Below are 26,529 nucleotides of genomic sequence, written 5' to 3' on the forward strand. Positions count from 1 at the left end.
CGCCGCCCCACCTCCACCGCGGGCAGGTCCGGCAGCGGCATGTGCCGCGCCTCCGTCTCCGCCAGCGACCGGAAGTGCAGCGCCTTGTTGCGCTGCGCCTGCTCCGGCCGCGCGGGATCGAACCAACCCCACGGGTCTGGTGCGGAGATGGAGCTGTCCAGCACCGCATGCACCGTCGCACTCGGGAGGGGGAATCCGGAGAAGTGGGAGTAGCTCGCATGAGAGCGCTCAGGTCCCACATCCACCCCGTAGGCCAGGGCGCGGTCTGCCTTCAATGCCTCGCGCAATGCGCCCAGCACCGTCGGCAGCGACTCCGCGCTGGGCTCGGCCTCCATCAGGAGGACCTCCAGGTCCGCCAGCAGGCCTTGCTCCTCGGAATTCAAACGGATCAAGATTTACTGAGTATAGCCCGAGGCCCGGACCTGTCGTCACTGTCACCCCAGGACCTTGGGGCAGGGAGCGTCCGGCCCTGGACGTCCGCGAACTTGGGGCCGGGGTGGAATCCGACCCTACGGGTTTCCCTGATGGAATGAAGCTTCGCGAACAGAGACACTCAATGGGTCGGCTCCCGGGGGGGAGGGCCGCTACCGCGGTGCGTGTGAGCGCGCGCCGGGTGCTCGGTCCCTCCGGTCCGGGTACCCGGCGCGCAGCTCCCGTCAACGGGTCGCCTTCCCGAATCCATGCCGCGTGAAGCCCCGGAGGCGCGGGAGGCGCTCGGACGGCACCATCCTCTGCAGGAAGTGCAGCGCGCCGAGCCCGAGGTACGCCATGCCGAAGGCGAGCGTCGCCCAGGCCAGCCACGCGCTGAGCTTGCCGTCGCCCAGGCCCACGCCTCCCCAGATGGCGAGCGCCACGCCGACCGCCCAGGGCATGCCCGTGCGGACGTGGGGGCCGCTGAAGGCGGCGCCGAGCGCGCACAGGGCCGCCGCGAGGATGCCGAAGCCGAACCACGAGGGCTCGCCGGTGGGGAAGATGGCCGCCAGGGCCAGCAGCGTGGTGAACAGTCCGAGGATGGAGAGTCCCAGGGTCATGGCATCGCTCCCGCGAAGTCCCTGGAGGAAGGGTGGGAGCGCGGCGCCGTGAATCCAAGAACGCGTCGCGTCCGAGGCGGAACGCCCCGTTGGTGCCCTGGCGCGTAGCGGGCGACGCACTTGCGACGCGCGGGCTGCGCGCCTTGTCGCGCGGCGTCGCGCCCAAGTCCGCGAAACGACTCCCGTGGTGCGGCCGGCACGTGGCTCGCTAGGGGCGATCCACGGCGGACAGGCAAACGCAACACAGTCATCGGGAGAGGTCCTCCCGACTGGGGGGTCGGATGCCAGGTCACTGGGATGCTGCGGTGTGCGCGGGCGTGCTGGGGCTGACGGCCGTGCTCCTCGTCCGGGAGAGACGGCGCCGCTCCAGGGTGGAGCCCGGCATGGCCCGGGCGGCCAGGCTGTCCTACGAGTACCTGCGCCTTCACCTCCACCAGTTCCGGGAGGACGTGGCGCAGGGGGCGGGCCCCACGGTGGAGGGACTGGCCCATGTGGTGATGCTGCGCCGTCAGCACGTGCCGCTCTTTGGCGCCCTGTTGCGGGCGCACCGGCACGAGCTGCTGGAGCTGGCGGACGCGCGCACGCTCACGCACGCGCGCTCGCTGGAGTTGATGCGGCGCGTGGGCGCGCTGGTGCGGAAGGACCCGCTGCTGCGCACGGACCTCGAGGCCGCGCTCGGGCCGACGAACGGCGCGCGTTGAGCGGCGTGCCGCGTGGAAACGAACGAACACCCAGGAGGTGTGAGATGAAGCGCTTCGCGAAGCGAGCACTGTGCATGGCCGTGCTGATGGCGGTCTCTGGATGCAGGACGCCCGCGGCCTCGGGGCCCATGGGCATGAGCGCCTCCGACTCGGGCAACTCCAGCCAGGGAGATTCGAGCCAGTCGGACTCGGGCGGCTCCAGCCAGGGAGACTCCAGCCAGTCGGACTCGGGCGGCTCCAGCCAGGGAGACTCGAGCCAGTCGGGCTCGGGCGACTCCAGCCAGGGGGATTCGAGCCAGTCGGACTCGGGCGGCAGCTCGGAGTCCAGGAACTCGGAGGCAGGGGGGTCCAGCGAAGGCTCCAGCGGGACGGAGGCGGCGGAGGGAGAGGCGTCACGTTGGCGCTCCGAGAACAGCAGCCAGAGCAACGAGGGCGTGATGTCGGCGGCCACGGTGGGCGCGCTGGTGGTGGGGCTCGGCGTGGTCATCTGGCAGGCCTACGCGGCGGCCGAGCGGCGCGAGGGTGCGCGGTCGAAGGAGCTGGGTCGCGCGGCCCAGGTGTACCTGCGTGCGCGCACGCATCAGCTCCGCGAGGACCTGGCGCTGGGGGCGGGGCCCACGGTGGAGGACCTCGCCGCGGCGGCGCGCATCCGCCGTGAGAACCTGGGCACCTTCGGCCGCATGCTGCGGGCGCACCGGCGGGAGCTGCTGGCCATGGCGGATGCCCGCACCCTCACGCCGGCGCGCGCGCTCGCATGGCTGGAGCGGGTCGGGGAGCTGGCGCGGACCGACCCGAGACTGGACGCGGACCGCGAGGCCTTCCTGGAGGCGCCCGCGGGAGCGGAGACGGCGGAGGTGGCGCGTTGAGCCGCTGGGCGGCGTGGGTGCTCGGCCTGACGTGCGCACTGCCGGTGGCGGGCTCGGCGCTGCCCGGGCGTGAGGGGACGCTGGAGCCCGCGGACCCGCACGAGACCGTCGTACCCGACCTGTCCACGCGCGTGCGCGCACTGGAGCAGTCCGGCATCGTCCTGCGCGGAGCCGCGGCCTGGGACGCGGCGCTGATAACGGAAGTCGAGGCGGGACTGAGCGCCCTGCCACCCGCCATGCGCCGCCCGCCCGGAGGTCCGCTGGAGCTGGTGGTGCACCCGGAGTCGGCGCCCCTCGGCCTCGGTGATGGAACCCCCACGCGTCCGGACTGGACGGAGGGCCGCGCGCGCTTCCACCTCTACGCGTACGCCCCCTCGGACGAGCGCCGCGCCACGCTGCGCACCGCCCGGCTGACGGACGTGGAAGCCGAGCGCCTGTGGCGCCGCCGAGCCGTGGTGCACGCCGTGGTTCAACGCTGGGACGATGCGCGCGCGTGGAGCGACACGCCCACGTGGCGCCGCCTGTCGGGCTGGCAGAAGCCCTTCGAGCGTCCCCTCGTATGGAAGGAGGAGGCACGCATCCACTACGCCGGGGCCTATAGCCGGGCACTGGGGCAGCGCGGTGCCTCGCTGGACCTGGTCACCTTCGCGGAGGAGCTCCTCGTCCCCGTGGAGTCGGTGCGCGACGACGCGCTGCCCGTGGACGACCGGGTGCGCTGCCAGGAGTTCTCCAAGGCACGGGCGCTGGCGGAGCTGGTGGAGCACGCCGGCCTGGGCCGCCTGCCCCCGCGTGGCGAATGTCCCGCCTTCGAGGCCTGGGCCGAGCTGGACGCGCTGTCCCACTTCGAGGTGCTGCTGGTCGCCTCCACCGGCCGCCAGCCGGAGTCGCTCTTCGGCCACCTGATGCTGCGTCCCGTCTGGCGCGAGGGCGCGGTGCCGCGAGGCCCCGGCTTCGAGCGCGTGGTGCAGCTCGTGGCGCTCACCGGCCTGGAGTCCCGGGGCCTGGGCTACGTCGTGAAGGGCATGACGGGCGGCTACGACACGGCCTTCCTCACCGGCACGCTGGGAGACCTGTCCCACGAGGCACTGGAGCTGGAGCAGCGCTTCATCCGTCGCTTCCGCCTGCGCCTCACGCGCGGCGAGGAGGCGCGGATGCTGGAGCGCGTCTGGGAGCTCGAGCGCCGCGGGTACATGGGCTACTACTTCTTCACCGACAACTGCGCGAGCGCGCTCCTCTTCCTCCTCAACGGCGCGCTGGAGGACGGCCGGAAGGTGCGCGCTCCCGGGACGCTCTGGGTGCTGCCCACGGCCACGCTGGACGCGCTGGCGCGGGTGGAGGTGGTGGGCAAGGAGGGCGGCGCCGGCCCGCTGCTGGAGTACGTACCGGACACCCTTGAGTCCACGGGCGACCGGGCGGTGCGCTCGCACGCCGCGCGGGAGGAGGCCCTGTCCGCCCTGGCCGCGCGGGTGGGCGCGGCCGAGCACGCGCGGCTGCGGGAGCTGCATGAGCGCCTCCAGTCACCCGAGCCCCACGTGCGCCACGCGGCGTACGACGCGCTGCCGGCCGCGGTGTCCTCGGCCCTCGACTCGGCCAGCACCGAGGCCCGCGCCACGGCGCGCGAGCGGCTGCATGCCTACGTGGCGCACTCGGTGCGCGTGGAGCGCGCGGCGGTGGACCGGGCGGAAGCCGAGCGCCTGCGCATCGAGCGCGAGAGGCTGCTCGCGGTGAAGGTGCCGGTGGCCGGCGCGGCGGAGGCCGGCGTGCGCGAGCGCCAGCGCATCTTCGAGAGCGAGGACGCCCTGCAACGGCGGCTGGCGGTGCTGGACCGCACCACGCTGCTGAAGGACGCGCTGGCCGCCGCGCCCCGCCGTCCGCCCACGCCCGAGGAGCTTCGCGCGCTGGTGCGGGCCGACCGCACCGAGGCCGCCTTCACGCGCGCCACCGAGGTGCAGGGGGCGCTCAACGACGGCGTGCTCGCGGAGGTGGACCCGGTGGCCTTCCTGGGAGAGGACCACCGGCGCAAGGTGGAGGCGGAGACGGCGTGGGCGGAAGGGGCCCGGCGGGACTCGGGGGCGGGGCGCACGGTGGTGAGCGTGGGCGTGGACTTCCCGGACGTGGGGCGCGCGCGGCCGGTGGTGAGCGTGCGCACGGCGGGCATGGCCGAGGCGCTCGGCGACGCGCGCCTCCACGGCTTCCAGCCGAGCAGCGAGCTGCGCGTGCTGGATGGAGAGCTGTCCCTGGAGCCGCGCTGGGGTGTGCCGCGGGTGGTGGGCTCGCAGATGACGCTCGTGGGCTACCGCACGCTGCTGCGCGAATTGCCGCACCTGCGCCAGTCCACTTGGGACTCGCTGGGCTGGGGCGCGGAGGCCCGCGTGGACTCGAACCCGGTGCGCGCGCTGCCGCACCAGGCGTCGGTCCAGGCGGAGGCGCTGATGGTGCTGGACGAGGGCGAGCGCTTCTCGCGCTTCACGGCGGTGGGCGTGGGAGGCCTCGCGTCGGTGCGCTGGAGCGGGCACGCTCCGCTGACGCCCGCGGCGGGGCCCCGCCTGTCGGTGGCGCACCGCACCGGCCTGCCCGGCTCGGGGGCCAACGCGGTGCGCCTGGAGGCGGCCTATGCCCCCACCTGGCGCGTGGGCGACGAGCATGTCACCCACGAGGCGGGAGCGTCACTCCAGGTGGAGTGGTGGCTGGGGCGCGCGGGCCCCTTCGGAGTGCTGCTCACACCCCGCGCACAGGTCCGCTGGGAGGGTTCGCTCGCACCTCCGCCTCTTCGCGAACCACTGTCCCCGACGACATGGTGGGCTGGGTCGTCGGAACGCCGCCTGGCACTGGGCCTGGAGATGCGCTGACGCCCACGGGCACGCGGCGGAACTCGCCCGAGAAGAGCGGGCGGCTGGCCGCGCCCGCCACCGCGCCGATGAACGTGCCGATGACGTGGAGGGCCACCCAGCCCCGGAAGCCCAGCCCGTAGAAGAGGCGTGACGAGTCGTTCCGGGTGAGGAACATCAGGGCGGTCATGACGGCGGGCACCGCGATGGAGTTCACCACGGCCGCGCCGAGCGCCCGCTTCATGCGGCCCGCGTGGTAGCCGCCGAAGGTGCCTCCCAGCAGCCCGTTGAACAGGGGCAGCCAGAAGGTGGCGAAGCTGGTGATGAACATCGTCAGGACGCTGACGATGAAGATGCGGTTCTTCCTGAAGAAGCCTTCGAAGCCCTCGGGCCTCAGCGTTACGTCCGGGGGCAGGTCCACGTGGACGAACTCCCGGTGTGGCTCGCGCCTGAAGGAGCCTGGCGTCTTGTCCCCAGCAGTGGGGGTATGCGTGTCTTCAACCATGTTTCGAGACTCCCGTGGGGTCGGGGTGGGGAAGCGCGCTGTGCGTCGATGCCCTTGAAGTTGGGCCGGCGGCGGGAACGCGGAAGGGCCGCTGGCCGAATCGAGGGGCGGGCCTCCCTGCGGGCCCCGTGGTGCTCCCTCGGGAATGGCGGACGGGGTGTACGGCTCCGTGCACGCCAGGGAGAAGATGCGCACCAGTCCTGGCGGGCGGACGGACCGTGGCTATGCTGCCGCGCACGGCTGCTTCCCCCCTTCACACGAAAGCACACCCATGAGCCTTCGCCGCACGTTGTTGACCGCCGTCCTGGCTTCGACCGCCCTGCTGTCCGCCTGCTCCCTGAGACCTCACTACCGGGACGTGGTGCAGCCCAACCCCAACGCGAGCGCCGAGGGCCAGACGGTGGCGCTGCGCGTGGTGGACGTGGAGACGAACCAGCCCGTGAAGGGCGCGCGGGTGCTCGCCGGGGAGAACTACCGCACGCGCATGTCCGCCACGAGCGACGCGGACGGGCTCGTGAAGCTCGAGGTGTCCAAGGCGTTGCTGCGTGAGAACCCGCTGGTGGAGGTGGTGCTGCCCTCGGGCGTGCGCGGCTACCGGCTCCAGCTCGTCCCCTCGGGCCAGTCCCCCGCGCCGGAGGCCGCTCCGTCCGAGACGCCCGCCATGCCCGAGGAGGTCCCCGCCACCCGCGACACCCCGGGCGGGCCTCAGCCTGAGTCGGCTCCGGCGTCGTCGGACGCGCCCGACGCCGGGACCTGAGCGAACGCTCCGCCGGGCCTGCCACGGCGCCGACGTCCGTGGGGACCCGGCGCCAGCGCCACCCGCGCGAGTCGGGCCCGCGTCCGCGGACGCCCGGCCCGAAGTGTGGCGCGGGCGTGCGCGGCGCGAACCGCGCGAAGCCTCAGCCGAGCTTCGCGTGGAGGAAGGACACGGTGCGCTGCCACGCCTTCTCGGCATTGTCGCGCGAGTAGACCTCCGGCCGCGTGTCGTTGAAGAAGGCGTGGCCGGCGTCGTAGCGGTGGATTTCCGCCGGCACGTTGGCGCTCTTCAGCTTCTTCTCCAGCGTGTCCACGCGGTCCGGCGTGCACCAGTCATCCTGCTGGGCGAAGTGGCCGAGCACCGGGCAGCGGATGCGCGTGACGTCCACGCCGCTCTCCGGAGGGATGCCGTAGAAGGGCACCGCCGCGTCGAGCTGCGGGTCATTGGCCGCCGCCAGCAGCGTCAGCGCGCCGCCCATGCAGAAGCCCATGATGGCCACCTTCGTGCCCGGAGCCCGCTCGCGCAGCGCCTCGGTGGCGGCGCGCAGGTCCGCCGCGGCCTTGCCCCAGTCCATCGCGCCCAGCAGCTGCTCGGCCTCCTTCGCGTCCTTCGTCACGCGGCCGCCGTAGAGGTCCGTCGCGAAGACGGTGAAGCCCTCGCGCGCCAGCCGGTCCGCGATGCCACGGATGTGGTCATTGAGTCCCCACCACTCGTGGATGAGCACCACCGCGCCGCGCGCCGTGCCGCCCGGGGCCTCACTGAGATGGCCCGCCAGCGCCTGGCCCTGCTTGCCGGTCAGCTTCGTCTGTCCCGCCATGTGTGCAACCCCTTCGGAGAAAGAGAGGGGGCGCAGCTTAGACGCGCGCTCCAGCGCGGTGGCGGGGGAATGGCGCGCTCAGGTGAACCAGCGCACGAGCCGCTTGCCCTGCATCTTCCGGTACGCCTCCAGCCGGCGGCGGAAGTCCTCGCTCACCTGCGTGAAACGCACGCCGTAGCGGCCCCGCACCCGCTCTCCCGCCGCCCGCTGCGTCCACACGATTTCACCCTGGAACGGCAGCTCCTCTCCGCCCACCGCGATGGAGCCCTCCACCGCCGTTCCCGGCTTCAGCGGCTGCAGCATGTCCGCGCAGAAGCCTCCCTCGGACACGTCGTGCGTGTAGACAGGCAGCATCCCGCGCAGCCGGATGGTGAGCCGGTGCGCGAACCGAGGCAGGGCGCGTGGCAGGAGCATGTCCGTGATTCTGCCATTTTCCAGGAGTGATGGAAAAAAGGGCGGCCAGGCAGGCAGGCGGAGACGCTGCCTGGGGGCTACAACTCCACGGAAGGACTGAGAAATCTCCCAGGGTGGAGGCAGGTATGTCGAAGGCGTTCACGAAGGAGGACTCGGGCGCGGAGGACGCACTCCCCGTCCGGCCGCGTCCGGCGTCGGGAGAGAAGCGCTACATCACTCCGGAGGGCTACCGGGCGCTGCAGGAGGAGCTGCTGGCCGCGCAGGGGCCTGACACCGGCGCGGAGGGGCTGACGCCGCTGGAGGCCGGGGTGCGCCGCAAGGAGCGCGAGCGGCGGGCACAGCAGCTGGCGGCGGTGCTGGAGGAGGTCCGGGTGGTGGAGCCGGAAGAGGCCCAGGCCGGGCGCGTCTTCTTCGGCGCGTGGGTGGAAGTGGAGGACGAGGACGGGGGCCGGGCGCGCTACCGCATCGTCGGGCCGGACGAGGCGGACGTGAAGGCGGGGCGGCTGAGCGTGGAGTCCCCGCTGGCGCGGGCGCTGCTGGGCAAGGAGGTGGGTGAGTCCGTGCTGGTGGAGCGGCCCCGTGGCGCGGTGGAGTACACGGTGACTCGGGTGGACTACGCGCCGCACTGAGGCACCGTGCGCGGGCACACAAAAGAGGGCCGCCGGGCGGGCGCGCGGTTAACGTGCGCCCGTCTCTCCTCTCTGTGGAGCATCGAACATGAGAAGTCTCCTGGCCGTGCTGGTGGCGGTTCCCTCGGTGGCGCTGGCGCAGCTTCCGGACCCCGCGAAGGCGTCCGTGACGAGCAGCCCCGTCGCCGGCAACGTGCACATGCTGGTGGGGGCGGGCGGCAACATCGGCGTGTCGGTGGGGCCGGACGGCCTGCTCATCGTCGATGACCAGTTCGAGGTGCTGGCGCCGAAGATCAACAAGGCCTCTTGGACAAGCTGAGCAAGGCGAAGATCTCCTACGTGCTGAACACGCACTGGCACTTCGACCACACCGGCGGCAACGGCGTGTTCGGGCGCGAGGGCCGCATCGTGGCGCACCGCGAGGTGCGCACGCGGCTGGTGGCCGGCGCGGACATGGGCGAGTTCGGTGTGATTCCTCCCGCGAAGAAGGAGGCGCTGCCCGTCATCACCTACGACACGGGCATGTCCCTCTACTTCAACGGCGAGGAGATTCGCCTGACGCACCTGCCCGCGGGCCACACCGACGGCGACACGCTGGTGCACTTCGTGGGCTCCAACGTGCTGCACATGGGCGACCAGTTCTTCGTGGGCGGTTTCCCCTTCATCGACCTGAAGAGCGGCGGCTCCGTGGAGGGCTACCTGCGCAACGCGGAGACGGTGCTGAAGATGCTGCCGCAGGGCGCGAAGGTCATCCCGGGCCACGGGCCGCTGGCGGGGCGCGAGGAGCTGGAGGCCTTCGTGGCCATGCTGCGTGACTCCGTGTCGCTGGTGCGTACGAAGCGCGAGGCCGGCAAGACGCTGGAGCAGATCAAGGCCGAGGGCATGCCGGAGAAGTACAAGCCGCTGGGCACCGGCTACATCAACGAGGCCACCTGGCTGGAGACGGTGTTCACCAGCCTGGAGCAGAGCGCCAACGCGGCGAAGGCGAAGCCGGCGGGCAAGTAGTCGGCAGGTGAGTCCCCGGGGCCCGGCCGTGACACGGCGGGCCCCGCGGGCCGCCACGCTCACTTCCGCGTGGCGATGACGGTGCTGAGCGGCGTGAAGGGCTCCGGGAGGATGCCGTCGCGCACCTCGACGCTGAAGCCCTCCGCTTCGAGCAGCGCGCGGGCGCGAGGCACCAGGAACGTCAGGTAGTACATGACGAACGGCGGCTTCCAGAGGGCGTTGCGCACGCGCATGGCGGCGTTGAAGCCCTTGGCCAGCCAGAAGCCCGGGTGCAGCTTCGACGGCGGGTGGGACGTGACGAAGACGAAGCGGCCGCCGGGGCGCAGCGCGCGGGCGATGCCGCGCACGAGCCGGGGCTCGTCCTGTTCGAGGATGTGACCGAAGGCGCCGAAGCTGGTGACGAGGTCGAACTCGCCGTTGAAGGGAAGGTCCAGCGCGTCGCCGCGGATGAACTCGAGGCGCGCGGAGCCGGGTGCGTTGGAGAGCCGGCGCGCGGCCTCGTCGAGCATGCCCTGGCTGAGGTCGAAGCCGGCGACGCGCTCGCGGGCCAGTGGCCGGAGGAAGCGCATGGCGGCGCCGGTGCCACAGCACACGTCGAGCGCGCTGCCGACGGAGCCGGGAGGCCCGGCCTGTTCGATGGCGGCCTTGAGCACCGGGTCCGGCGTGCGGAAGGGCGTGTAGTCGAACTTGGGCGCGAGCAGGTCATACCCGTGCTCGACGGAGGAGAGGGCCTGGACGGCCAGCTCCCGGAGGGTGGGGCCCTGACGGTGGAACATGGTGTCTTCCATGTACCGCATCCCCGGCGCGAGCAGGTGGCGTGGAGGGACGGAATGCCGAGCAGTGGAAGTTGGGGCCGGGCGGTGGGCCGGAGGGCTGGGGAGGGTGGACTAGGCTGGCCGCCCCATGCGCCATGCCGCCGCTGTCGTCTTCCTGGCGGTCTTTTGTGGGGCCTGTCGTGACGACCGGCTCGTCCCGTCGCTGCCGCCGGGTTTCCACGTGGACACGTACGCCCAGCGCTCGGCGTCGGCGGTGGACGTGCTGTGGGTGGTGGACGATTCGGGCTCCATGGCGCCGCGTCAGGAGGCGCTCGCGCGCAACTTCCAGGCTTTCATCTCGCTGTTCCGCGAGGGGCGCATCGACTTCCGGATGGGCGTGGCGACGACGGACATCTTCACGCGCCCGGGGGAGCTGGTGGGCGAGCCACGAGTCCTGACGCCCGACACGCCGGACCTGGAGCGCGCGTTCGCGGGCAGTGTGAGGGTGGGCACGCAGGGCAGCGCGTACGAGGCGGGGCTGGAGGCGGCGAGCCGGGTGCTGGAGCGACAGCGGCGGGAGAACGCGCCGGTGCTGGAGGCGCGCGCGGCGTGTGAGGCGGGCTGTGCGTCCGAGGCGTGCCGACGGGCGTGTGTGGCCGGGCATCCGGTGGCCTTCCTGCGTCCGGAGGCGTGGCTGTACCTGGCCTTCGTGACGGACGAGGACGACCGCTCGCCGTACGACGTGCGCACGTACTGGCGCGCGTTCGAGCAGGTGAAGGGAATCGGGAATGACGGGACGGTGGTGGCGTCGGCCATCATCGGGGATGTGCCGGCGAACGGGTGTGGCGCGGAGCCCGGGGCGCGGTACGCGGAGCTGGTGACGCTCACCGGCGGGGAACTCGGGAGCATCTGCGACGCGGACTTCGCGGACGCGCTGCGCACGCTGGCGACGAGCGCGGTGGGATTGCGGAGGACGTTCGCGCTGGAGCGGACACCCCGGGTGGAGTCTCTGCGGGTGCGCGTGAGACATCCCTGCGGTGTGGCGGCGGAGTCGCTGCGAGGCTGTGAGACCGTGGACCGCGAGGCGTGCAAGGGCCAGCCGGCGGAGGCGCTGGAAGTGGTGTGCACGCCGGAGAGGGGAGGGGCGGACGGGTGGACGTACGAGCCGGAGCGGCGCGGGGTCTTCTTCGCGGGAGACTCCGTGCCCGGGCCCGGCTCGCGGGTGGAATTGGAGTACGTGGAGGAGGGCGCGCCGTGAGCCGTCGCGCTTCGTCTGGCTTCACGGCGGAAGACGCCCTGCACGGTGGAGCGCCACCTGCTGACGGAGTGGGCCTGGCCGTGAGGAGCCGGGGTTCGCCCTCACTTCTCCATCTTGTGCTCCTCTGCCTCTTCTGTGCTGCTTGTGGCGGCGACGGGCCCGCGCGCCCGGTGCAGCCTCGCTGGGTCGCACCGGAGCCGACGCTCGACTTCGGGCCGGTGCCCGCGCTCAACGAGCGCACGGTGTCGCTGCCGCTGGTGAACGCGGGGCGTGCGCCGCTGCGGGTGCTCGGAGTCGCCGTGCGCGGAACGGAATCTCCATTCCGCGTGGTCTCCGCGCCGGAGGAGGTCGCGGCGCAGAGCGAAGCGCCCGTGAGGCTCGCCTTCGTGCCACCGCGAGAGGCGACCTACTCGGCGACGCTGGAGCTGCGCACGGACGACCCGGAGCAGGGCACGGCGGAAGTCTCCCTTCGAGGTGAGGGACGCATGTCGGCGGTCATCGAGCTGGAACCCGAGCAGCTCGACTTCGGCCGGGTGGCGGAAGGGACCGCCGCGGTGCGGACCGTCACCGTGCGCTCACGGGGCAGTGCGCCACTGGTGCTGGAGGAACTCACCCTGTCGAGCGAAATGCCCGCCGCCTTCGAGCTGGTGGGCTCCACGAGGACCCCCGCCGTGCTGGACGTGGGACGCGAGGCCCAGCTCACGGTGCGCTACTCGCCCATCACGGGAGCCCCAGCCGAGAACACAACCGGCACTCTGCATCTGCGAACCACGGACCCGGCCCACCGTGAGGCCACGGTGGGCCTGCGCGGAGGCGTGAACCGCGCGCCCAGGCCTTCGGTGACGTCACCTGGAACGAGCGTTCCGGGAGCCGAGGTGCTGCTCGACGGAGTCGGCTCGGTGGACGCGGACGGAGACACGCCGCTCACGTATCAGTGGACGCTGCGCGAGCGGCCCGTGGGAGCACAGGCGATTCTTGCTCAGCCTGGAGCATCGAGCACGGTGCTGCGCCTGGACCCGGTGGTGCCGGGTGCGTACGAAGTGGAACTGCACGTGACGGACGCGGCGGGAGCAAGGAGTCTCCAGCCCGCTCGGGCGCGAGTGGTGGCGGTTCCCGCGCAGCACCTGTTGGTGGAGGTGGCGTGGAACAACGCGGTGACGGACCTGGACCTGCACGTGCTGCGCGGCACGGACGTGGTGCCGGGCTCCATGCCGGATGACTGCCACTACGCGAACCCACGTCCGGACTGGGGAGCGCCCGGCCCGGCGGAGGACCCGGAGTTGCTGCGCGACCGGCTCACGGGCTACGGGCCGGAGGTGTTCGGCTACGAGCACCCCGCGCCGGGTACGTATCGCGTGGCGGTGGTGCTGGCCCGGGAGAACGGGGCGGTGGACCCGCGCAGCGAGGCTACGGTGCGCGTGTACGACCGGGGCGTGCTGAAGGGCGAGTACCGCCGCACGCTGGCGAAGCAGGGCGATGTGTGGACGGTGGCGGACGTGCAGTGGCCATCGGGCATCGTCACGGAGGTGCCGTGATGGAGCGACTGCCCGGAAACCTGTTCGTCCTGCTCGCGGCGCTCCTCATCGCCGCCTGTTCATCGGAGCCGACGAAACCGTCACCGGGTACGCCTCCCGGCGCGACCACGTGCGAGCGCCGGGAGGACTGCGAGGGAGGCCGGGTCTGCGGCGCGGAGGGCGTCTGCGTCCCTTGCGAGTCGAGCGGCCAGTGCCGCCTCAAGGAACACTGCGACGCGGAATCGCGCGTCTGTGTCCCACGCGAGGGCTGGGGCACCGACTGCACGGCCAACACGGACTGCGCGCTGGGGATGTGGTGCCGCCAGGGACTCTGTCGTTCCCGGTCGGAAGTCCTCCTCTGCCCATCAGGAGCCCACGGCGAATGTCCCTCCGGCCATCGCTGCAACGGAGCAACGCTCGTTTGCGAGGAGGACCTCGGCTGCGCGGATGACGCCGACTGTGGCGCGGAAGAGCGCTGCAACACCGGCCTGCAATCCTGCGTGCCCCGCTGCACCGAGGCGACGGCCTCCCAGGTCTGTGCGTCCGGAGAGCGCTGCGAGGAAGGCCGCTGCGTCCAGTGCGAGGCGGATGCGGAGTGCGGCCCCGGGCTCCTCTGTGATGCGGCGGGGCGCTGTGTGGCGACCCCGCGCTGCTACTCGGACCGGGACTGCACGGTGCCGCTGCTGTGCCATGTACCGAGCGGAGCGTGCCTGCCGCGACCGCCACCCTGTACCTCGGACGATGGCTGCGCGGCGGACCGGCGCTGCGACATGGGCACCGGAACCTGCGTGCCGAGAGCTTGCCAGCCGGACGCACTGGAGCCCAACGACACACCGCCCACTGCACACACAGTGAGCACGAGCCGCCATCCGGGACTCACCCTCTGTCCGGGCGACGCGGACCACTTCTCCATCGCATTGGAGCGTGGCGACCAGCTTGGGGTGAGCGTGGAAGCGGACGCGTTCGCGGAGCCCGCGTTCTCCACCACCGTGCGGGATGCGAGCGGCACGGTGCTCGCGTCGGGCCGCTTCCGGGTCACCCACGTCGCGACGGTGACCGGCACCTATACGGTGCGCATCTCCTCGCAAGGAAGCGAGTCCCGCTCCTACGACGTGGGCTTCTTCCTCTCACGGGGACCTCCACGAAACGAAGACGCCGCGCTGGAGCCGAACCGGGGCGCCATCGCGGGAGGCACCCGGGTGACGATACGAGGCACGGGCTTCGTCGAAGGCACCACCGTCACCTTCGGAGGCCATCTCGCGACGGACGTGCAGGTGCACGACGGCCACACGCTGACCTGCCGCGCGCCCGCCTCGAACACGGAAGGCCCGGTCGAAGTGGTCCTCACGCGTGGAGCCACTCCCACGACGCTCCCCGAGTCCTTCACGTACTTCGACCCGCGAGGCCCGGGAGGGCTCTCGGGGGGACCGCTCACGGGGACGCTGAACGTCACGGTGCTCGACACCTCGTCCGGCGCGTACGGGAGGCCCCTGGCGGGTGCGCGGGTGCTGCTCGGCACGGACCCGGCGACGCCGCTCCAGGGGCTCACGGATGCGCGAGGGCAGCTCACGCTCTCGGATGCACGGATGGTGGGAGCGCAGGTGGCCACGGTCTTCAAGCCGTCCTACGACGTGGTGACGGTGGCGGGCATCCGCGCGGAGAACCTGACGGTGTTCCTGCGCGGGCTCGGCGGCAATGGCGACCCGGGCAACCCGCCCGAGCCTCCCCGCGCCGTCATCTCCGGCCGGGTGCGAGGCTTCAAGCCGCCGCGTCCCCTCGGCCCGGGTGAAGTCCTCGAGGCGCGCGTCTTCGTCGCCTGGCCGAGCCCGGCCTCGGGCCCTCCCTTCGCGGGACCCGGCGACCGGCGCGCGGACACGTGGCGGGTGCGCGAAGAGGGCGGCACGTACCGCGTCCACGCTCAGCCCGGAGTCCGCGCCGTGTACACGGTGCTGGGCGTGCTGAAGGACGAAACGGACTTCGAGCCCTACCTCCTGGGCTTCCGCCGTGGCATCGCGGCTTCCGCCACGCGCGTCACGGAGGGGCAGGACGTGGTGCTCGACATGCACCTCGACGTCACCGCGCCGCTCACCGTGGACGGCCCCCTCTCCGTGGCGGGGCAGCCCGCGTCGCATCAGGTGTACGCCTGGCTGGACCTGGGCGCGGAGGGGCTGGTGCCACATCCGCACAACTGGGGCACGGGCACGCGCTTCTTCTCCACCGTCAGCGGCCCGGGCCCGACGCTCGACTTCCCCGGCCTGCCCCGGGTGGACGGCGCGCACCTCCTCTTCCTCGACCTGCTGCGAGGCACCACCACGTATCGGCAGAGCCTGCGCTACCACCGCCAGCCCGGAGACCTCGGAGCGGGCCTGACGCTCGGGCCCCTGCTGCCGCTTCCCGTCTTCACCGAGCCCGCCTCGGGGGACCGCTTCGCCGGAGCGGTGGCCTGGAGCGCGGGAGCCTCCACGGCCGTGCCCGACGTGCGGCAGCTCACGCTCACGGCGCTCGGAGAAGCCCCGGGCATCCGCTGGACGGCCATCCTTCCCGGGGACGAGACGCGGGTGACGCTGCCCGCTCCCGCGCTGGAGGTGCTGCGCGCGGGACTGCCCGAGGGCACGCGCCTGCGGGCCGACCTCTCCACGGCGCGGGTGCCTCGCTTCGACTTCGCGCAGTGGACGTACGACACGCTGTCGCCCGCGGCGTGGACGGCCTACGTGCTGGGCCGCTCGGAGGTCTTCGACCCGTGAACCGCCACCGCCGCCGCGCATGGCTCCTGGCCCTGCTGCTGCTCGCCCTCACGGCCTGCCGGGAAGAACCACCCACGGGGACCACGGCCTGCCGCGCCGACGCGGACTGTGGCTCGCCGGCGGAGGCGTACCGCTGCGACCTGGAGACCCACGCCTGCCGCTGCCGCACGGACACGGCCTGTGGGCCGACCGAGCTGTGCAACGCCGCGGGCTTCTGCCAGGACCGCGCGGGCTGCGAGTCGAACGCGGACTGCGGTGACACCTCGCTCTTCTGCGACACGAGCACCGGCACCTGCCTGACGCGGGGCCGCTGCACCTCGGACCTGCACTGTCCGCTCGGTGAGGTGTGCGACGTCTCGCGCACCACCTGCGTGTCCGGCTGCCGGAGTGAAGGCGACTGTCCGGGCACAGCGTGCCGCTGCGGAGACGCGCCCTGTCTCTGTGACGCCACCACCCCGGAAGGCCGCGCCGCCTGCGCCCTGGGTGTCTGTGACGCATCCTTCTGCGCGGACGACCAGGACTGCGCCTTCGGACAGCGCTGCGGCGCTCCCACCTCGGCGTGCTACAGCGACTTCGATCCGGTGCGTCGTCCCTACTGCGCGAGCTGCACGTACGGCGGAGGCCTCCAGGTCTGCGGGCGCGGAGCGAACTTCTGCCTGCGAGAGAGCGCGAGCCCGGGCAGCGCGTACTGCGGCGTGGACTGCTCCGAGGGCCAGGGTTGCCCCAATGGCTACCAGTGCGAGGACGTGGTGGTGTCAGCGAGCCGCGCGCGCTGCCGCTCGGATGCGGAGTGCGCGCCGGTGCCCTCGCTGTCGTGCCGTGACGACGCGGACTGCGGAAGCGGAGGTCGCTGCGTGAAGGAGCCGGGACAGACGTCCGGTGCATGCGCGGGCCGCTGCGCGCTGGAAGAGGGCGACGTGGAGGGCTTCTGCACCTGTCAGCAGGACGCGGACTGCGTGCGGGATGCGTGTAGCCAGGGCGCGTGCACGGTGAGTCGCCGCGCCTGTGTGTCGGACGCGGACTGCGGGCCCATCCGCTGTGTGGACTCCGGCGGGGTGCGTGGCTGCCTCGTGGGACGCAATTGCGCCCCCTCGGAGGGGCTGACCTGCGCGGAAGTCCTACCCCGCTAAACCCTCGGGCCGCCGGGCCTTTTCCCAGACAGGAGTGGATGTCCCACCTGGCGCGGAAGGGCCAGGCCCCGTGCATTGAATGTTCGAAAGGGGGCCCCGTCAGAAGGTACAAGCAGGACGACGGAGGTTGAACGACATGGCTCTCAAGACGGGTATCGCGTCCCTGGTTATCGGCTCCCTTCTCTTCTCCACGGCGGCTCTGGCGGATGACAACAAGAGCGTGCGTGATTGGGCGGGCCAGGAGGCCGAGCGCCGGGTGAACGGCGGCAACTCCCGGGATGACCGCCGCGACGACCGCCGTGATGACCGCCGCGACCACCGTGATGACCGCCGGGGTGGGGGCCACGTCGGCCACGTCGAGGTCCACGTGCACGGCGACTCCTGCCGCCACGGCCCGGCGCCGCTGCCTCCTCCGCGGGCCCGCGGCCGCTACGAGCTGCAGACGGTGAACCGCTTCGTCGAGGGCCGTCACGAGCGCGTGTGGGTCCCCGAGGTCTGCGAGGAGCGTCATCGCCGGCGCTCGCGCGTGACGAAGTGCACGGGCGGCTTCTACGAGCAGCGCTGGGTGCCCGGCCACTACGAGCAGGTGCAGGAGTGGGTCTGGGTGTCCCACGGAAACGACGGCGGTTGGCGCGGTAACCGCGCGCACCCGGCCAGCTACTACCCGTAGCGAAGACGGTGTCCTGAATCGGGGGAAGTACCTGACGTGGTAGGGGGCAGTACCGAGATTCGCGGGGCGCACCGGACGATGGGGGTCGTCCGGTGCGCCCTTCGCCTTTTCAGGTCCCCGGTGTCTTTCCCCTCGGGGCCTGTTAGTGAATGCGCCTCATGGGGACCGCATTCATCACCGGGGCCGGCATCCGCATTGGAAGCGCGGTGGCCCGGGCTCTGGGTCGCGCCGGCTATGACCTGGCGCTCCACGCGAACCGCTCGGTCGATTCGCTCGAGGCGCTGGCCGAGGAGCTGCGGGCGCTCGGCCGCCGCGTCACCCTCCACGCCGCCGACCTGAGCCAGCCCGACGCGGTGGACGCGCTGGGCGCCCAGGTGCGCGAGGCCTGGCCCGCGCTGGACGTGGTGGTCCACAACGCGGGCCTGTACGAGCGCGTGGACTTCGCCGCCATCTCCCGGGAGCGCTACCGCACCATGATGGCGGTGAACCTGGACGCGCCCTTCTTCCTCACCCAGGCACTGCTGCCGGCGCTGCGCGCGGGGAAGGACCCGCTGGTGGTGCACCTCACCGACATCGGCGGTGAGCGGCCGGTGAGCCACTACGCGCACTATTCGGTGAGCAAGGCGGGCCTCATCATGCTCACCCGCGCGCTGGCGGTGGAGCTGGCCCCGCATGTGCGGGTCAACGCCATCTCGCCGGGCACGGTGGCCTTCCCCGAGAACTTCGACGCGGAGGCCCGCGACGCGGTGCTGAGGCGGATTCCCATGGGCCGCGAGGGCAGCGTGGAAGACATCGCCCGCACCGTCGTGTTCCTCGCCCGGGACGCGCCGTACATCACCGGCCAGGTCATCGCGGTGGATGGCGGCAGGAGCGCACAGCTATGAACGGAGAACACCCCTTCCATCCACCCGTCGTCACCACGCCCCAGGGCCAGCCGCTGGACGTCATCGAGCTGCGGGGCCTCACGGTGGACTGCATCGTGGGGGTCTTCAACCGCGAGCGCCTCGCGGCCCAGCCGCTGCGGCTGGACCTGGCCCTCTTCCTGGACACGCGCGACGCCGCGGCGGGCGGGAAGCTGGCGAACACGGTGAACTACGGCCGGCTCGCGGGCGAGCTGCGCTTCCTCCTGGAGTCGTGTCGCTTCGAGCTGCTGGAATCCGCGGTGGAGGCGGTGTGCCGCTACGTGCTCGCGCCGGCCACCGACGACGTGCCGCGCGCGCGGGTGCACGCGGCCACGGTGCGCGTCACCAAGCCCCAGGCGCTGGGCGGGCTCGCGGTGCCGTCGCTCCAGATTCACCGCACCGCCGAGGAAATGCGGTACGCGCGCGAGGACAAGCCCTTCGGCCGCGTGGACATCATCCACGAGGGCGCGGGCTATGGCGTCTACCGGCTGCGGGTGAAGCCGGGCGGCACCATTCCCACGCACATCCACCAGCAGATGGAGGAGAGCGAGCTGGTGCTCGGCTCCGGGATGCTCCTGCAGGGGCGGCCGGTGGAGCGGGGCATGGCCTTCCACTGGCCGCGCGACTTCCCGCACCGCTACGACAACCCCACGGCCACGGAGCAGACGGTGCTGTGCGTGGACCGGCCGCGCTTCATCGTCTCGGACGAGGTGGAGACGGATGCGCCCCCGGAGGGACTCGCTCCCGTCACGGGCATCTCCTACTACCCGCATGATGCGCCCGTGGCTCCGGGCTCGCCCGCGGAGAAGAGCCCTTGAGCGCGGCGGCCGGGGCGTGCCCGTGTGAGGGCGGACAGGGATGAGCGCGACGGGAACGCGGAAGGTGCTCGTCACCGGCGGTGGCACCGGCATCGGTCGCGCGGTGGCCGAGACGCTGCTGCGCGCGGGCGGTCAGGTGGTGGTGACGGGCCGGCGCGCGGACGTGCTGGAGGCCCTGGCGCGTGACTGGCCGGGCAAGGCCTTCGCGCTGCCGTGTGACCTCGCGTCGCCGGAAGCCCGCGAGGGGCTGCTGCGCCGCGCCGCCGGGCTGCTCGGGGGACTGGACGGCTTCGTCCACAGCGCGGGGCAGGTGGTGCACCAGCCGCCGGGCCACATCGGCGAGGACGCCCTGCGCGCGCAGCTGGAGATCAACCTCGTCGCGCCGCTGCGGCTGGGTGAGCAGGCCTTGGAGGTCCTCGAGCCGGGTGGGGCCCAGGTCTTCGTGGCGTCCACGCTGGCCACGCGGCCCATCGTCACCAGTGCGGTGTACAGCGCGGCGAAGGCGGGGCTGCTCCAGGTGATGAAGGTGCTGGCACTTGCCGGGGCCGCGCGCGGCGTGCGGGCGAGCGCGGTGCTGCCGGGCGTGGTGGAGACGGACATGGTCCGCGAGGTGCGACTGTCCCCCGGCGAGGGCCCGCTCCCGGAGCCCGAGTACGCCCGTCGCCAGGAGGCCCAGCTCGCGGGTCTGCGCGCGTTGCATCCACTCGGCCGTCTGGGCCGGCCCGAGGACGTGGGCGAGGCGGTGCGCTACCTCCTCGCTGCTTCCTGGCTGACCGGGACGGAGCTGGTGCTCGACGGAGGACTGCTGCTCCGCGAGTGAGGCGGAGTCTCACGGCACCAGGCGTTGGAGGAAGACGTCGCTGTCGCTCGCGGTGAGCTTCTTCCCGCCGAAGGAGCGGGTGCCGAGGAACATGCCCGCGCCCACCACGTCTCCATCCGGAAGGAAGGCGACGTCCCTCAACAGCGGGGTCGCCGAGCACGGAGTGGTGACGTAGAGGTTCTGCCACAGCACCTCTCCGCCCGAGCTCAGGGTCGCCAGCTCCGAGCCGCACCCGTGCCGCCACACCACCGCCGCGCCGCCCGTCGCGTCCACCGCGAGGCGGGCTCCCTCCGAGCCGCTCTTCGTCTGACTGTCGAGCGTCCGCGCCCAGAGTGGCTCTCCGTAGCCGTCCACCGCCAGGGCGTAGGCGGTGCGGTGGCAGCTGCGTTGGGTGCAGGGGGACTGCAGCGTGTCCCGGCCCCACTGGAAGGTGCCGGAGAAGTCCCCCGTGAAGAGGAAGCTCCCGTCCGGGCGCAAGGCCACGTCGGTGAAGCTCGGCCCCTCGGGGGCCAGTTCCTGCTCCCAGCGCACGTCTCCGTCGGGAGACAGCCGGGCGATGAAGCCGCGGATTTCGAAGGGGCCCAGGTGCTTGTTGCCCGCCATCACCAGCCCGCCTTCCGGGTCCAGCGCGACGACGGACGCCGAGGCCATGGCCGGCACCTCGCGGGACCAGCGCCGCGCGCCCTCGGCGTCGTAGCGCTCCACCACCATCCCCTGCGCCAGCACCAGCTCGCCGTCGCCGTCCGGGAGCAGCGCCCGCACCGGGCCCACGGCCCGGGCCCAGCGCGGAGTGCCGTCCGGGTCCAGCTTCGCCACGAAGCTGCTGTCGGTGATGACCGTCTCTCCCAGCCGCAGCCGTCCCTCCACCTTGCCGGCCAGGAAGATGTCGCCCGTCCTGGAGACGGCGAGCAGCGGTGAGCGCACGTCCGCGGCCCCGCCCTCGCGTGGCTCGGGCGTGAAGCTCCGGCTCCAGAGCTGCTGCCCGCCGCCGTCATGCCGGGAGACGGTGAGCGTCGTGCCGTGGGAGTCCGCGGACGTGCCCTGGGCTTCCGCGGGCTCGCTCGTTCCGAGGACGACGATGCCGCCCTCGCCGTCCGTGGCGACGGCCGTGGCGTCCTGGCGTCCGGCCGTGGCCGTGTGGGCCGTCCAGCGCGCGTCTCCGGGAAGCGTCTCGGGCAGCTCGGGGGCTTCGGGAAGAGGCGCCGGTTCTTCCACCTCACCTCCGGGCTTCGCCGGGGGATTCACCTTCTCGCTGTCACAACCCGTCCCGAGCGCCGCGCAGATGCCCAGCGCCAGCCCCACGGTGCCTGTCCGCCAACGCCCCATGTCCGTTCCCACTCCCGCCCTCGGACTCCGGCCGGATGGCAAGCTGTGCGCGGCTGCCCGTTGAGGCAAGAGCGGCGTCCACCACCGGACGCTGGAGCTGGCTCAGGACGCGTGGGGTGTCGCGGCGGTGACACCGGTCAGCTCGCACCACCGGGCCACGGTGAGGTCCGCGTAGTGCCCGCGCTCCAGCCCATACGCGCCCAGCGAGAAGCCGTCATTCCACTCCACCAGCGCGGTCTCCCCGGTGGCGAGCACGCCGAAGTCCACGCCATACCCGGCGGTGGCCTCGCCGGAGGACTCCAGGAGGCGCACGGCCTCGCCCACCGTGTCCTCATGCACGCGGACGCTCGCGTCGCCCGCGTAGTGGCGGATGCCCACGATGGTGCCCCGCACGACGAACACCCGGTACTCGCTGAGCCACCGCACCGCCTCCGAGCAGATGAGCTGCGTGTTCATCGACGCCCGCTCCAGGAGGAGCAGGTCGTCCGCGGTGCGGAAGACATGGCCGGTGAAGCGCTTGCGGCGGCCCACGGGCTTGGCGAAGACGGGCGGGCTCGACAGCTCCAGGAGGGACTCCGTGAGCCGGCGCACGGTGCTGGTCCACATGCGCCGGTGGAGGAAGGGCTCCAGGCACCGGGGGTAGTCATTCGTCGGGGGCGGCTCGATGCCGAGCTGCTTCAGCGCGCCGAGCACCGTGGGCACGTAGCCCGCGACGAGCGTGTCGCGCGCGAGCGGGAGCTGGCGCCGCTCCAGCCGCTTCGCGGTGAACAGCTCCGTGGGGACGTCGCGCTCGTCCAGCGCGTCGCGCAGGTCGCGCATCTCGGGCTCCATCCGCCCGTGGCCCTCCTCCTGGATGAACGCGCGCCGGAGCATCCGGGCCACCCCTTTCCGCGCGAGTATACGGTGCGCCCGGCTACCGGCCGGAGGCGGCGGTCTCTCGTGTCGCCCGCAAGTCAGCGGCGCCCAGGTACTCCCGCTCGTGGATGGCGCGGACCCTCTCCAGGATGGAGCGCCCGTGCTCGCGGAACCGGAGCTCCTTCGGTGCGCCCTTCGAGACGTAGGCGCCCGGCGGCAGGCCGTGCGCACCCACCGCCGCCTCATACAGCAGCGACGCGCCATGGCTCGGGGGCGGGAAGAACCACCGCATGAGGAACTCGACGGGCAGGGGAAGCCCCGAGTCCTTCCCGCGCCGCAAGGTGTTGTTGCCGCCCGGGTCCACGCTCAGGAGCCGGATTCCCTCGGCGGCGAGACGGGGACCGAGCTCCCGGGTCCACAAGGTCAGCGCCAGCTTGGTGGTCGCATAGGGGCCGGTGAGCTTCTTGAACGTCGCGGGGCGCTCCAGCGTGTCGGGCTCGAACCGCCGGACGAACCGGAAGGCTTCGGACGAGGTGTGGACCACTGTCTTCAGCGTCCCCCGCAGCAGCAGCGCCTTCAGCTCCATGAGGAGGATGTAGGGGACGACCGTCTGCAGCTCGAAGTGCAGCTCGCGCCCCTGCGGAGAGAAGGTCAGCTCCGGGAAGGTGCCGCCCGCGTTGTTGAACAGCACGTCCACCTTCTCCTCCGCCGCCTGGAGCTGGGCCACGGCCTGTCTCACCGAGCCGAAGTCGGCCAGATCCGCCCTGTAGACGCGCAGCTGCCCGCGCCTCTGGGCCTCCTGGAGCCGCGAGTCGTCCTGGGGGAACCCCGAGCGGTTCAGCGCGATGACCTGCCAGCCCTCGGAGAGCAGCCTGCGCGTCAGCTCCAGCCCGATGCCGGAGCTCGCGCCCGTGACGAGGGCGGTCCGGTCCTGTTCCACGGCCTTCATGGTGACTCCTCCCCGGGCCTGCCCGCCCGGCGGTCTCGAAAGCGGATGGGTTATCCGTTTGGAGGCGATATAGAGACCGGTAAGTGGATACGCAATCCGTTTTGGAGGCTTGTTAGATTGGGGGGATGAAGAAGAAGGAGGCCCCGCCGGAGGATGGTGAGCTGCGTGCGGATGCCGCGCGCAACCGCGAGCGCGTGCTGGCGGTGGCTCGCAAGCTCCTGGCGCGAGGGGACTCCTCGCTGCCGATGAACCAGATTGCCCGCGCGGCCGGGGTGGGCGTGGGGACGGTGTACCGGCACTTCCCCACCCGGCAGGACCTGCTGGAGGCGCTGGTGAACGAGCACCTCGAGGCCCTGCTCACCACCGCGCGCCAGGCCGAGGAGGCCGACGAGCCGAGGCTCGGCCTCCAGCGCTTCCTGCGCGCCGTGCTGGAGTTGATGCTGGCCGACATCGGCCTCGCGGAAGTCCTCAATGCGCCTCGGGACGCGCACCCCCGGACGTCGAAGCTGAAGGCCGAGCTGGGCGCGGCGACCACGCGGCTGCTGGCCCGGGCCCACCGCTCCGGAATCGTGCGGGAGGAGATTGGCGCCGAGGACATCCAGCGGCTGATGTGCGGCGTGGACCACGCCGCGCGCATCGGCGGGAATCCCAAGGTGCACGCCGAGCGCTACCTGACCATCCTGCTGGATGGCCTGCGGCCCGCGCCGCGCTGACGTACCGTTCAGACGCCCGCGCGCGCCAGCGGCGTGAGGATGTCCTTCCAGTGCGAGTAGATGGAGAAGTGCCCACCGCCGGGGAGGAAGTGGGGCACGGCGCGCGGAATCCGCGTGGCGAGGTACTGCCCCATCTGCTGCGGGACGATGCTGTCCCCCTCCCAGTACCAGAGGTCCACGTCGCAGCGGATCTCCTCCAGGGGCACCTGCCACGGGGCCGCGAGGATGTGCGCCTCGCGCCGCATGCCCGCCACGCCGTTGCGGGTGGCCTCGCGGCGCCAGCCCTGCACCTGCGCCGCGATGAGCGGGTCGGCCAGGACGGCGCGGTCATCCGCTGACGCGTGGGCCAGCACCCCGTCCAGCGCGCGCTTCGGGTTGGCGCGCACCTGCCGGTCGTGCATGGCCATCAGCGGGTGAAGGAGCCACTCGGGCCAGCCCGCCATCGCGTACGCGTTGCGGTAGTCCCGGTTGACGCCCGCCATGGCCCCGGGCCGCTTCAGCGGCGCGGCGCCGGAGACGATGGCCGCGCGGGTGAGGCGCTCGCCCAGGCGCCACGCACAGGCGGCCACGTAGGGCCCGCCCGCGGACACGCCCATGAGGGCGAAGCGGCCCACCTTCAGCGCGTTGGCGAGCTGCTCGAGGTCGTCCGGGAAGTCCAGCAGCGTGCGCCCCGGCTGGTAGTCCGACAGCCCGTAGCCCGGCCGGTCCGGGGTGATGAGGCGAACGCCCAGCCCGTGCGTCAGCCGGTCATCCGGGTGCCGCATGTACCGCGAGCCCGGGTTGCCGTGGATGAAGAAGACCGGCAGGCCGCTCAAGTCACCGGCCTCGACGTAGGCGAACCGCCGCCCGTCCCTGAGCCGGATGGAGCCCTCGCGGACCTGGACGCCCGCTCCCGCTGTGTCGATGTCCGTTCCGGAAATCATGGCTCCATCGTCTTCGAACGCGCGCCAATCCACGACGCGATGGACGGCCACACCACGGTAGCGCCCTTGCTGGAGGCGGACAGGCCGATGTGGCCCACCGGGTAGCGCCGCGTCTCCGTGTCCTTGGATGACACCAGGGTGGGCAGGGGCTCGCTCATGGCGGGCAGGGCGATGCTGTCCTGCTCGGCGATGACGTTGAGCACCGCGCACTGGATGCGGCTCAAGTCGATGCGCTGATGGCCCACTTCCATCTTCCCCTGGGGGAAGAGGTTCTGCTGGTAGCAGTCCTTGATGTACTGGCGGTAGACCTCGCCAGGGAAGGGCACGGGGTCGGCGCCCCAGCGCTCCATGGCGAGGAAGGTGGTGACGAAGTCCGCGTCATCGATGCGGCGGCACACCTCCAGCCAGCGCGTGAGGCGCTGCACCGGCGCGGCCATGAGGAAGCCGCTCTCCAGCACCTTGGTGGGCACGTTGCCGTAGGCGTCCACCAGCGAGTCCACGTCGAAGTGGTCCGCGGATGTCCACAGCGTGTAGACGCCGCCCTTGCTGAAGTCCACGGGAGTGGCCTGGGCCACCAGGTTGCGTACGCCCTCGGGGTACAGGGACGTGTAGGCCAGGGCCATGGTGCCGCCCATGCAGTAGCCGTAGAGCGTCAGCTCGCGGCTCTTGCTCACGCGCAGCGTCCACTGCACGGCCGTCTGGATGACGCCGCCCAGCAGCTCCGCCCAGTCCATGCGCTCCTCGTCCGGGCCGGGCACGCCCCAGTCGATGGCGTAGACGTCATAGCCCTCGCGCGTGAGGTGCTCGATGAGGCTGCGGCCCGGGAGGAAGTCGAGGATGTACCAGCGGTTGATGAGCGAATAGACGAAGAGGATGGGCGTGCGGTAGCGCCGCCGCGGCGAGGCGTAGCGCAAGAGGCGCATGCTGCCGCGCGTGTACACGACGGTGTGGGGCGTGGCGCTGATGGGCGGCACGCGCACGCCGGAGGCCCGCTCGATGAGGGGCTTGAGGTACGGGTACGGGTTGAGCGGCCGCGCCTTGAGGACGCGGGCGACGGCGGCGGTGAGGTCGAGCCGGCTCGACACGTACGAGCGCAGGCGCTGGGCGGTGGACGCGGTCATGACTCAGGCCCCGCGCGAGGCCGGAGCGCGGGGCTCGCGGGTGGAGGGGGCGGTGCTGTCGGATGGGGACGCGGCGGCTTCCTGCGGGTGGACCATCTCCGCCACCGTCTCGAGCTGGACGCCGAGCGCCTGGACCTGGTCGTTCATCCGGCGGAGCTGGTCCTTGAGGTCCTTCACCTCGGAAGGGGTGGGCATGCGCAGGGTGCGCAGGGTGCGCTCCACGAGTCCCCGGCGGCGGATGCGGACATTGAAGCCCTGGCGCATGAGTTTGCCGCTGACGCGCAGATAGGTGGGGCTCTCGATGACGCGCGCGACCACCTTCGAGAGGCCCTGCTCGGCGCGGGTGAAGACCTTGCCGGTGCGCGTCTGCGGGTGGGTGAGCTCCCCCAGCAGCTTGAGGCCGCGGGCGAGGAGCCGCTGGCTGGGAGGCGATGAATCCGACGGAGGCATGGAGGGGAGATTAACCCAAGTGGCGGGG

General features: G+C 72.1%; 26 protein-coding genes and 1 pseudogene. 16 read left to right on the forward strand and 11 right to left on the reverse strand.

The annotated features are described in order from the left end of the window. Both HG543_RS30250 and HG543_RS30255 read right to left on the reverse strand, forming a co-directional pair. Positions 1 to 392, reverse strand: a pseudogene (locus HG543_RS30250) (helix-turn-helix transcriptional regulator); the annotation flags it as partial. 264 nt (positions 393 to 656) lie between these two features. Then, positions 657 to 1,031 carry a hypothetical protein gene (locus tag HG543_RS30255; protein ID WP_169348374.1) on the reverse strand — a complete coding sequence of 125 codons (375 nt, stop codon included), beginning with the start codon at positions 1,029 to 1,031 and terminating at the stop codon, positions 657 to 659. Between the two features lie 281 nt (positions 1,032 to 1,312). Here HG543_RS30255 and HG543_RS30260 point away from each other — a divergent pair, with 281 nt between their 5' ends. From HG543_RS30260 to HG543_RS30275, 4 genes are all read left to right on the forward strand, one after another. Further along, positions 1,313 to 1,732 carry a hypothetical protein gene (locus HG543_RS30260; protein WP_169348375.1) on the forward strand — a complete coding sequence of 140 codons (420 nt, stop codon included), beginning with the start codon at positions 1,313 to 1,315 and terminating at the stop codon, positions 1,730 to 1,732. Positions 1,733 to 1,776: 44 nt separating this feature from the next. Next, positions 1,777 to 2,598: a hypothetical protein gene (locus tag HG543_RS55675; RefSeq protein WP_246357405.1), complete on the forward strand. Its 822-nt coding sequence runs from the start codon at positions 1,777 to 1,779 to the stop codon at positions 2,596 to 2,598. Continuing rightward, positions 2,595 to 5,447 (forward strand): lipoprotein N-acyltransferase Lnb domain-containing protein, encoded by a 2,853-nt coding sequence (locus HG543_RS30270; protein ID WP_246357406.1) that lies wholly within the window; start codon positions 2,595 to 2,597, stop codon positions 5,445 to 5,447. The genes HG543_RS55675 and HG543_RS30270 overlap by 4 nt, the downstream gene beginning before the upstream one ends. A gap of 755 nt (positions 5,448 to 6,202) precedes the next feature. Next, positions 6,203 to 6,688, forward strand: coding sequence for a YajG family lipoprotein (locus HG543_RS30275; protein ID WP_169348377.1), 486 nt, complete (start codon positions 6,203 to 6,205; stop codon positions 6,686 to 6,688). A gap of 142 nt (positions 6,689 to 6,830) precedes the next feature. Here HG543_RS30275 and HG543_RS30280 read toward each other — a convergent pair whose 3' ends face one another. Continuing rightward, complete coding sequence (locus tag HG543_RS30280) at positions 6,831 to 7,505, reverse strand: dienelactone hydrolase family protein (protein WP_169348378.1); 675 nt, start codon at positions 7,503 to 7,505, stop codon at positions 6,831 to 6,833. A gap of 78 nt (positions 7,506 to 7,583) precedes the next feature. Next, positions 7,584 to 7,919: a PilZ domain-containing protein gene (locus HG543_RS30285; protein WP_169348379.1), complete on the reverse strand. Its 336-nt coding sequence runs from the start codon at positions 7,917 to 7,919 to the stop codon at positions 7,584 to 7,586. A 125-nt stretch (positions 7,920 to 8,044) separates the two neighbouring features. Between HG543_RS30285 and HG543_RS30290 the strand changes: the two genes are divergently transcribed. The 3 genes from HG543_RS30290 to HG543_RS30295 all read left to right on the forward strand — a co-directional run bounded on the left by HG543_RS30290 (position 8,045) and on the right by HG543_RS30295 (position 9,553). Further along, positions 8,045 to 8,548 (forward strand): GreA/GreB family elongation factor, encoded by a 504-nt coding sequence (locus tag HG543_RS30290; protein ID WP_169348380.1) that lies wholly within the window; start codon positions 8,045 to 8,047, stop codon positions 8,546 to 8,548. 88 nt (positions 8,549 to 8,636) lie between these two features. Then, positions 8,637 to 8,867, forward strand: a complete 231-nt coding sequence (locus HG543_RS55680) for a hypothetical protein (RefSeq protein WP_246357407.1) — start codon at positions 8,637 to 8,639, stop codon at positions 8,865 to 8,867. Beyond that, positions 8,855 to 9,553 carry an MBL fold metallo-hydrolase gene (locus tag HG543_RS30295; protein WP_246357408.1) on the forward strand — a complete coding sequence of 233 codons (699 nt, stop codon included), beginning with the start codon at positions 8,855 to 8,857 and terminating at the stop codon, positions 9,551 to 9,553. The genes HG543_RS55680 and HG543_RS30295 overlap by 13 nt, the downstream gene beginning before the upstream one ends. A gap of 59 nt (positions 9,554 to 9,612) precedes the next feature. On the opposite strand, the gene HG543_RS30300 is transcribed toward HG543_RS30295, so the two are convergent. After that, positions 9,613 to 10,329 carry a class I SAM-dependent methyltransferase gene (locus tag HG543_RS30300; RefSeq protein ID WP_169348396.1) on the reverse strand — a complete coding sequence of 239 codons (717 nt, stop codon included), beginning with the start codon at positions 10,327 to 10,329 and terminating at the stop codon, positions 9,613 to 9,615. 127 nt (positions 10,330 to 10,456) lie between these two features. Here HG543_RS30300 and HG543_RS30305 point away from each other — a divergent pair, with 127 nt between their 5' ends. From HG543_RS30305 to HG543_RS30340, 8 genes are all read left to right on the forward strand, one after another. Then, positions 10,457 to 11,566, forward strand: coding sequence for a vWA domain-containing protein (locus tag HG543_RS30305; protein ID WP_169348373.1), 1,110 nt, complete (start codon positions 10,457 to 10,459; stop codon positions 11,564 to 11,566). Positions 11,567 to 11,736: 170 nt separating this feature from the next. Then, positions 11,737 to 13,101 (forward strand): choice-of-anchor D domain-containing protein, encoded by a 1,365-nt coding sequence (locus tag HG543_RS30310; protein ID WP_169348381.1) that lies wholly within the window; start codon positions 11,737 to 11,739, stop codon positions 13,099 to 13,101. An 830-nt stretch (positions 13,102 to 13,931) separates the two neighbouring features. Then, positions 13,932 to 15,824 carry an IPT/TIG domain-containing protein gene (locus HG543_RS30315; protein ID WP_169348382.1) on the forward strand — a complete coding sequence of 631 codons (1,893 nt, stop codon included), beginning with the start codon at positions 13,932 to 13,934 and terminating at the stop codon, positions 15,822 to 15,824. After that, complete coding sequence (locus HG543_RS30320) at positions 15,821 to 16,954, forward strand: hypothetical protein (protein WP_169348383.1); 1,134 nt, start codon at positions 15,821 to 15,823, stop codon at positions 16,952 to 16,954. The genes HG543_RS30315 and HG543_RS30320 overlap by 4 nt, the downstream gene beginning before the upstream one ends. 136 nt (positions 16,955 to 17,090) lie before the next feature. Further along, positions 17,091 to 17,624, forward strand: coding sequence for a hypothetical protein (locus HG543_RS30325; protein WP_246357409.1), 534 nt, complete (start codon positions 17,091 to 17,093; stop codon positions 17,622 to 17,624). A 158-nt stretch (positions 17,625 to 17,782) separates the two neighbouring features. Then, a complete protein-coding gene (locus HG543_RS30330; RefSeq protein WP_169348385.1) occupies positions 17,783 to 18,508 on the forward strand; it encodes an SDR family oxidoreductase in 726 nt (241 codons plus the stop codon). Continuing rightward, a complete protein-coding gene (locus tag HG543_RS30335; protein ID WP_169348386.1) occupies positions 18,505 to 19,344 on the forward strand; it encodes a dihydroneopterin aldolase in 840 nt (279 codons plus the stop codon). The genes HG543_RS30330 and HG543_RS30335 overlap by 4 nt, the downstream gene beginning before the upstream one ends. A gap of 40 nt (positions 19,345 to 19,384) precedes the next feature. After that, the gene (locus HG543_RS30340) at positions 19,385 to 20,164 is read left to right on the forward strand and encodes an SDR family NAD(P)-dependent oxidoreductase (protein ID WP_169348387.1); all 780 of its coding nucleotides are present in this window, start codon (positions 19,385 to 19,387) and stop codon (positions 20,162 to 20,164) included. A 9-nt stretch (positions 20,165 to 20,173) separates the two neighbouring features. Here the strand turns inward: HG543_RS30340 and HG543_RS30345 are convergent, their stop codons facing one another. From HG543_RS30345 to HG543_RS30355, 3 genes are all read right to left on the reverse strand, one after another. After that, positions 20,174 to 21,490 (reverse strand): PQQ-binding-like beta-propeller repeat protein, encoded by a 1,317-nt coding sequence (locus HG543_RS30345; protein ID WP_169348388.1) that lies wholly within the window; start codon positions 21,488 to 21,490, stop codon positions 20,174 to 20,176. Positions 21,491 to 21,592: 102 nt separating this feature from the next. Further along, on the reverse strand, positions 21,593 to 22,363 hold the full coding sequence (locus HG543_RS30350; RefSeq protein WP_169348389.1) for an ATP-grasp domain-containing protein: 771 nt from the start codon (positions 22,361 to 22,363) through the stop codon (positions 21,593 to 21,595). Positions 22,364 to 22,403: 40 nt separating this feature from the next. Further along, a complete protein-coding gene (locus HG543_RS30355; RefSeq protein WP_169348390.1) occupies positions 22,404 to 23,294 on the reverse strand; it encodes an SDR family NAD(P)-dependent oxidoreductase in 891 nt (296 codons plus the stop codon). Positions 23,295 to 23,419: 125 nt separating this feature from the next. On the opposite strand from HG543_RS30355, the gene HG543_RS30360 reads away from it, so the two are divergent. Further along, entirely contained in the window at positions 23,420 to 24,007 is a 588-nt protein-coding gene (locus HG543_RS30360; protein WP_169348391.1) for a TetR/AcrR family transcriptional regulator, read from the forward strand. 8 nt (positions 24,008 to 24,015) lie between these two features. Here the strand turns inward: HG543_RS30360 and HG543_RS30365 are convergent, their stop codons facing one another. From HG543_RS30365 to HG543_RS30375, 3 genes are read right to left on the reverse strand one after another with little or no spacing between them, the layout of a single operon-like run. After that, complete coding sequence (locus HG543_RS30365) at positions 24,016 to 24,930, reverse strand: alpha/beta fold hydrolase (RefSeq protein ID WP_169348392.1); 915 nt, start codon at positions 24,928 to 24,930, stop codon at positions 24,016 to 24,018. Continuing rightward, complete coding sequence (locus tag HG543_RS30370) at positions 24,927 to 26,051, reverse strand: alpha/beta fold hydrolase (protein WP_169348393.1); 1,125 nt, start codon at positions 26,049 to 26,051, stop codon at positions 24,927 to 24,929. Before HG543_RS30370 ends, HG543_RS30365 begins: the two co-directional genes overlap by 4 nt. A gap of 3 nt (positions 26,052 to 26,054) precedes the next feature. Beyond that, positions 26,055 to 26,501: a poly(R)-hydroxyalkanoic acid synthase subunit PhaE gene (locus tag HG543_RS30375; RefSeq protein ID WP_169348394.1), complete on the reverse strand. Its 447-nt coding sequence runs from the start codon at positions 26,499 to 26,501 to the stop codon at positions 26,055 to 26,057. Positions 26,502 to 26,529 lie beyond the last annotated feature (28 nt).

Origin of the sequence: Pyxidicoccus fallax, assembly GCF_012933655.1 — a bacterium.
Taxonomy (GTDB): Bacteria; Myxococcota; Myxococcia; order Myxococcales; family Myxococcaceae; genus Myxococcus; species Myxococcus fallax.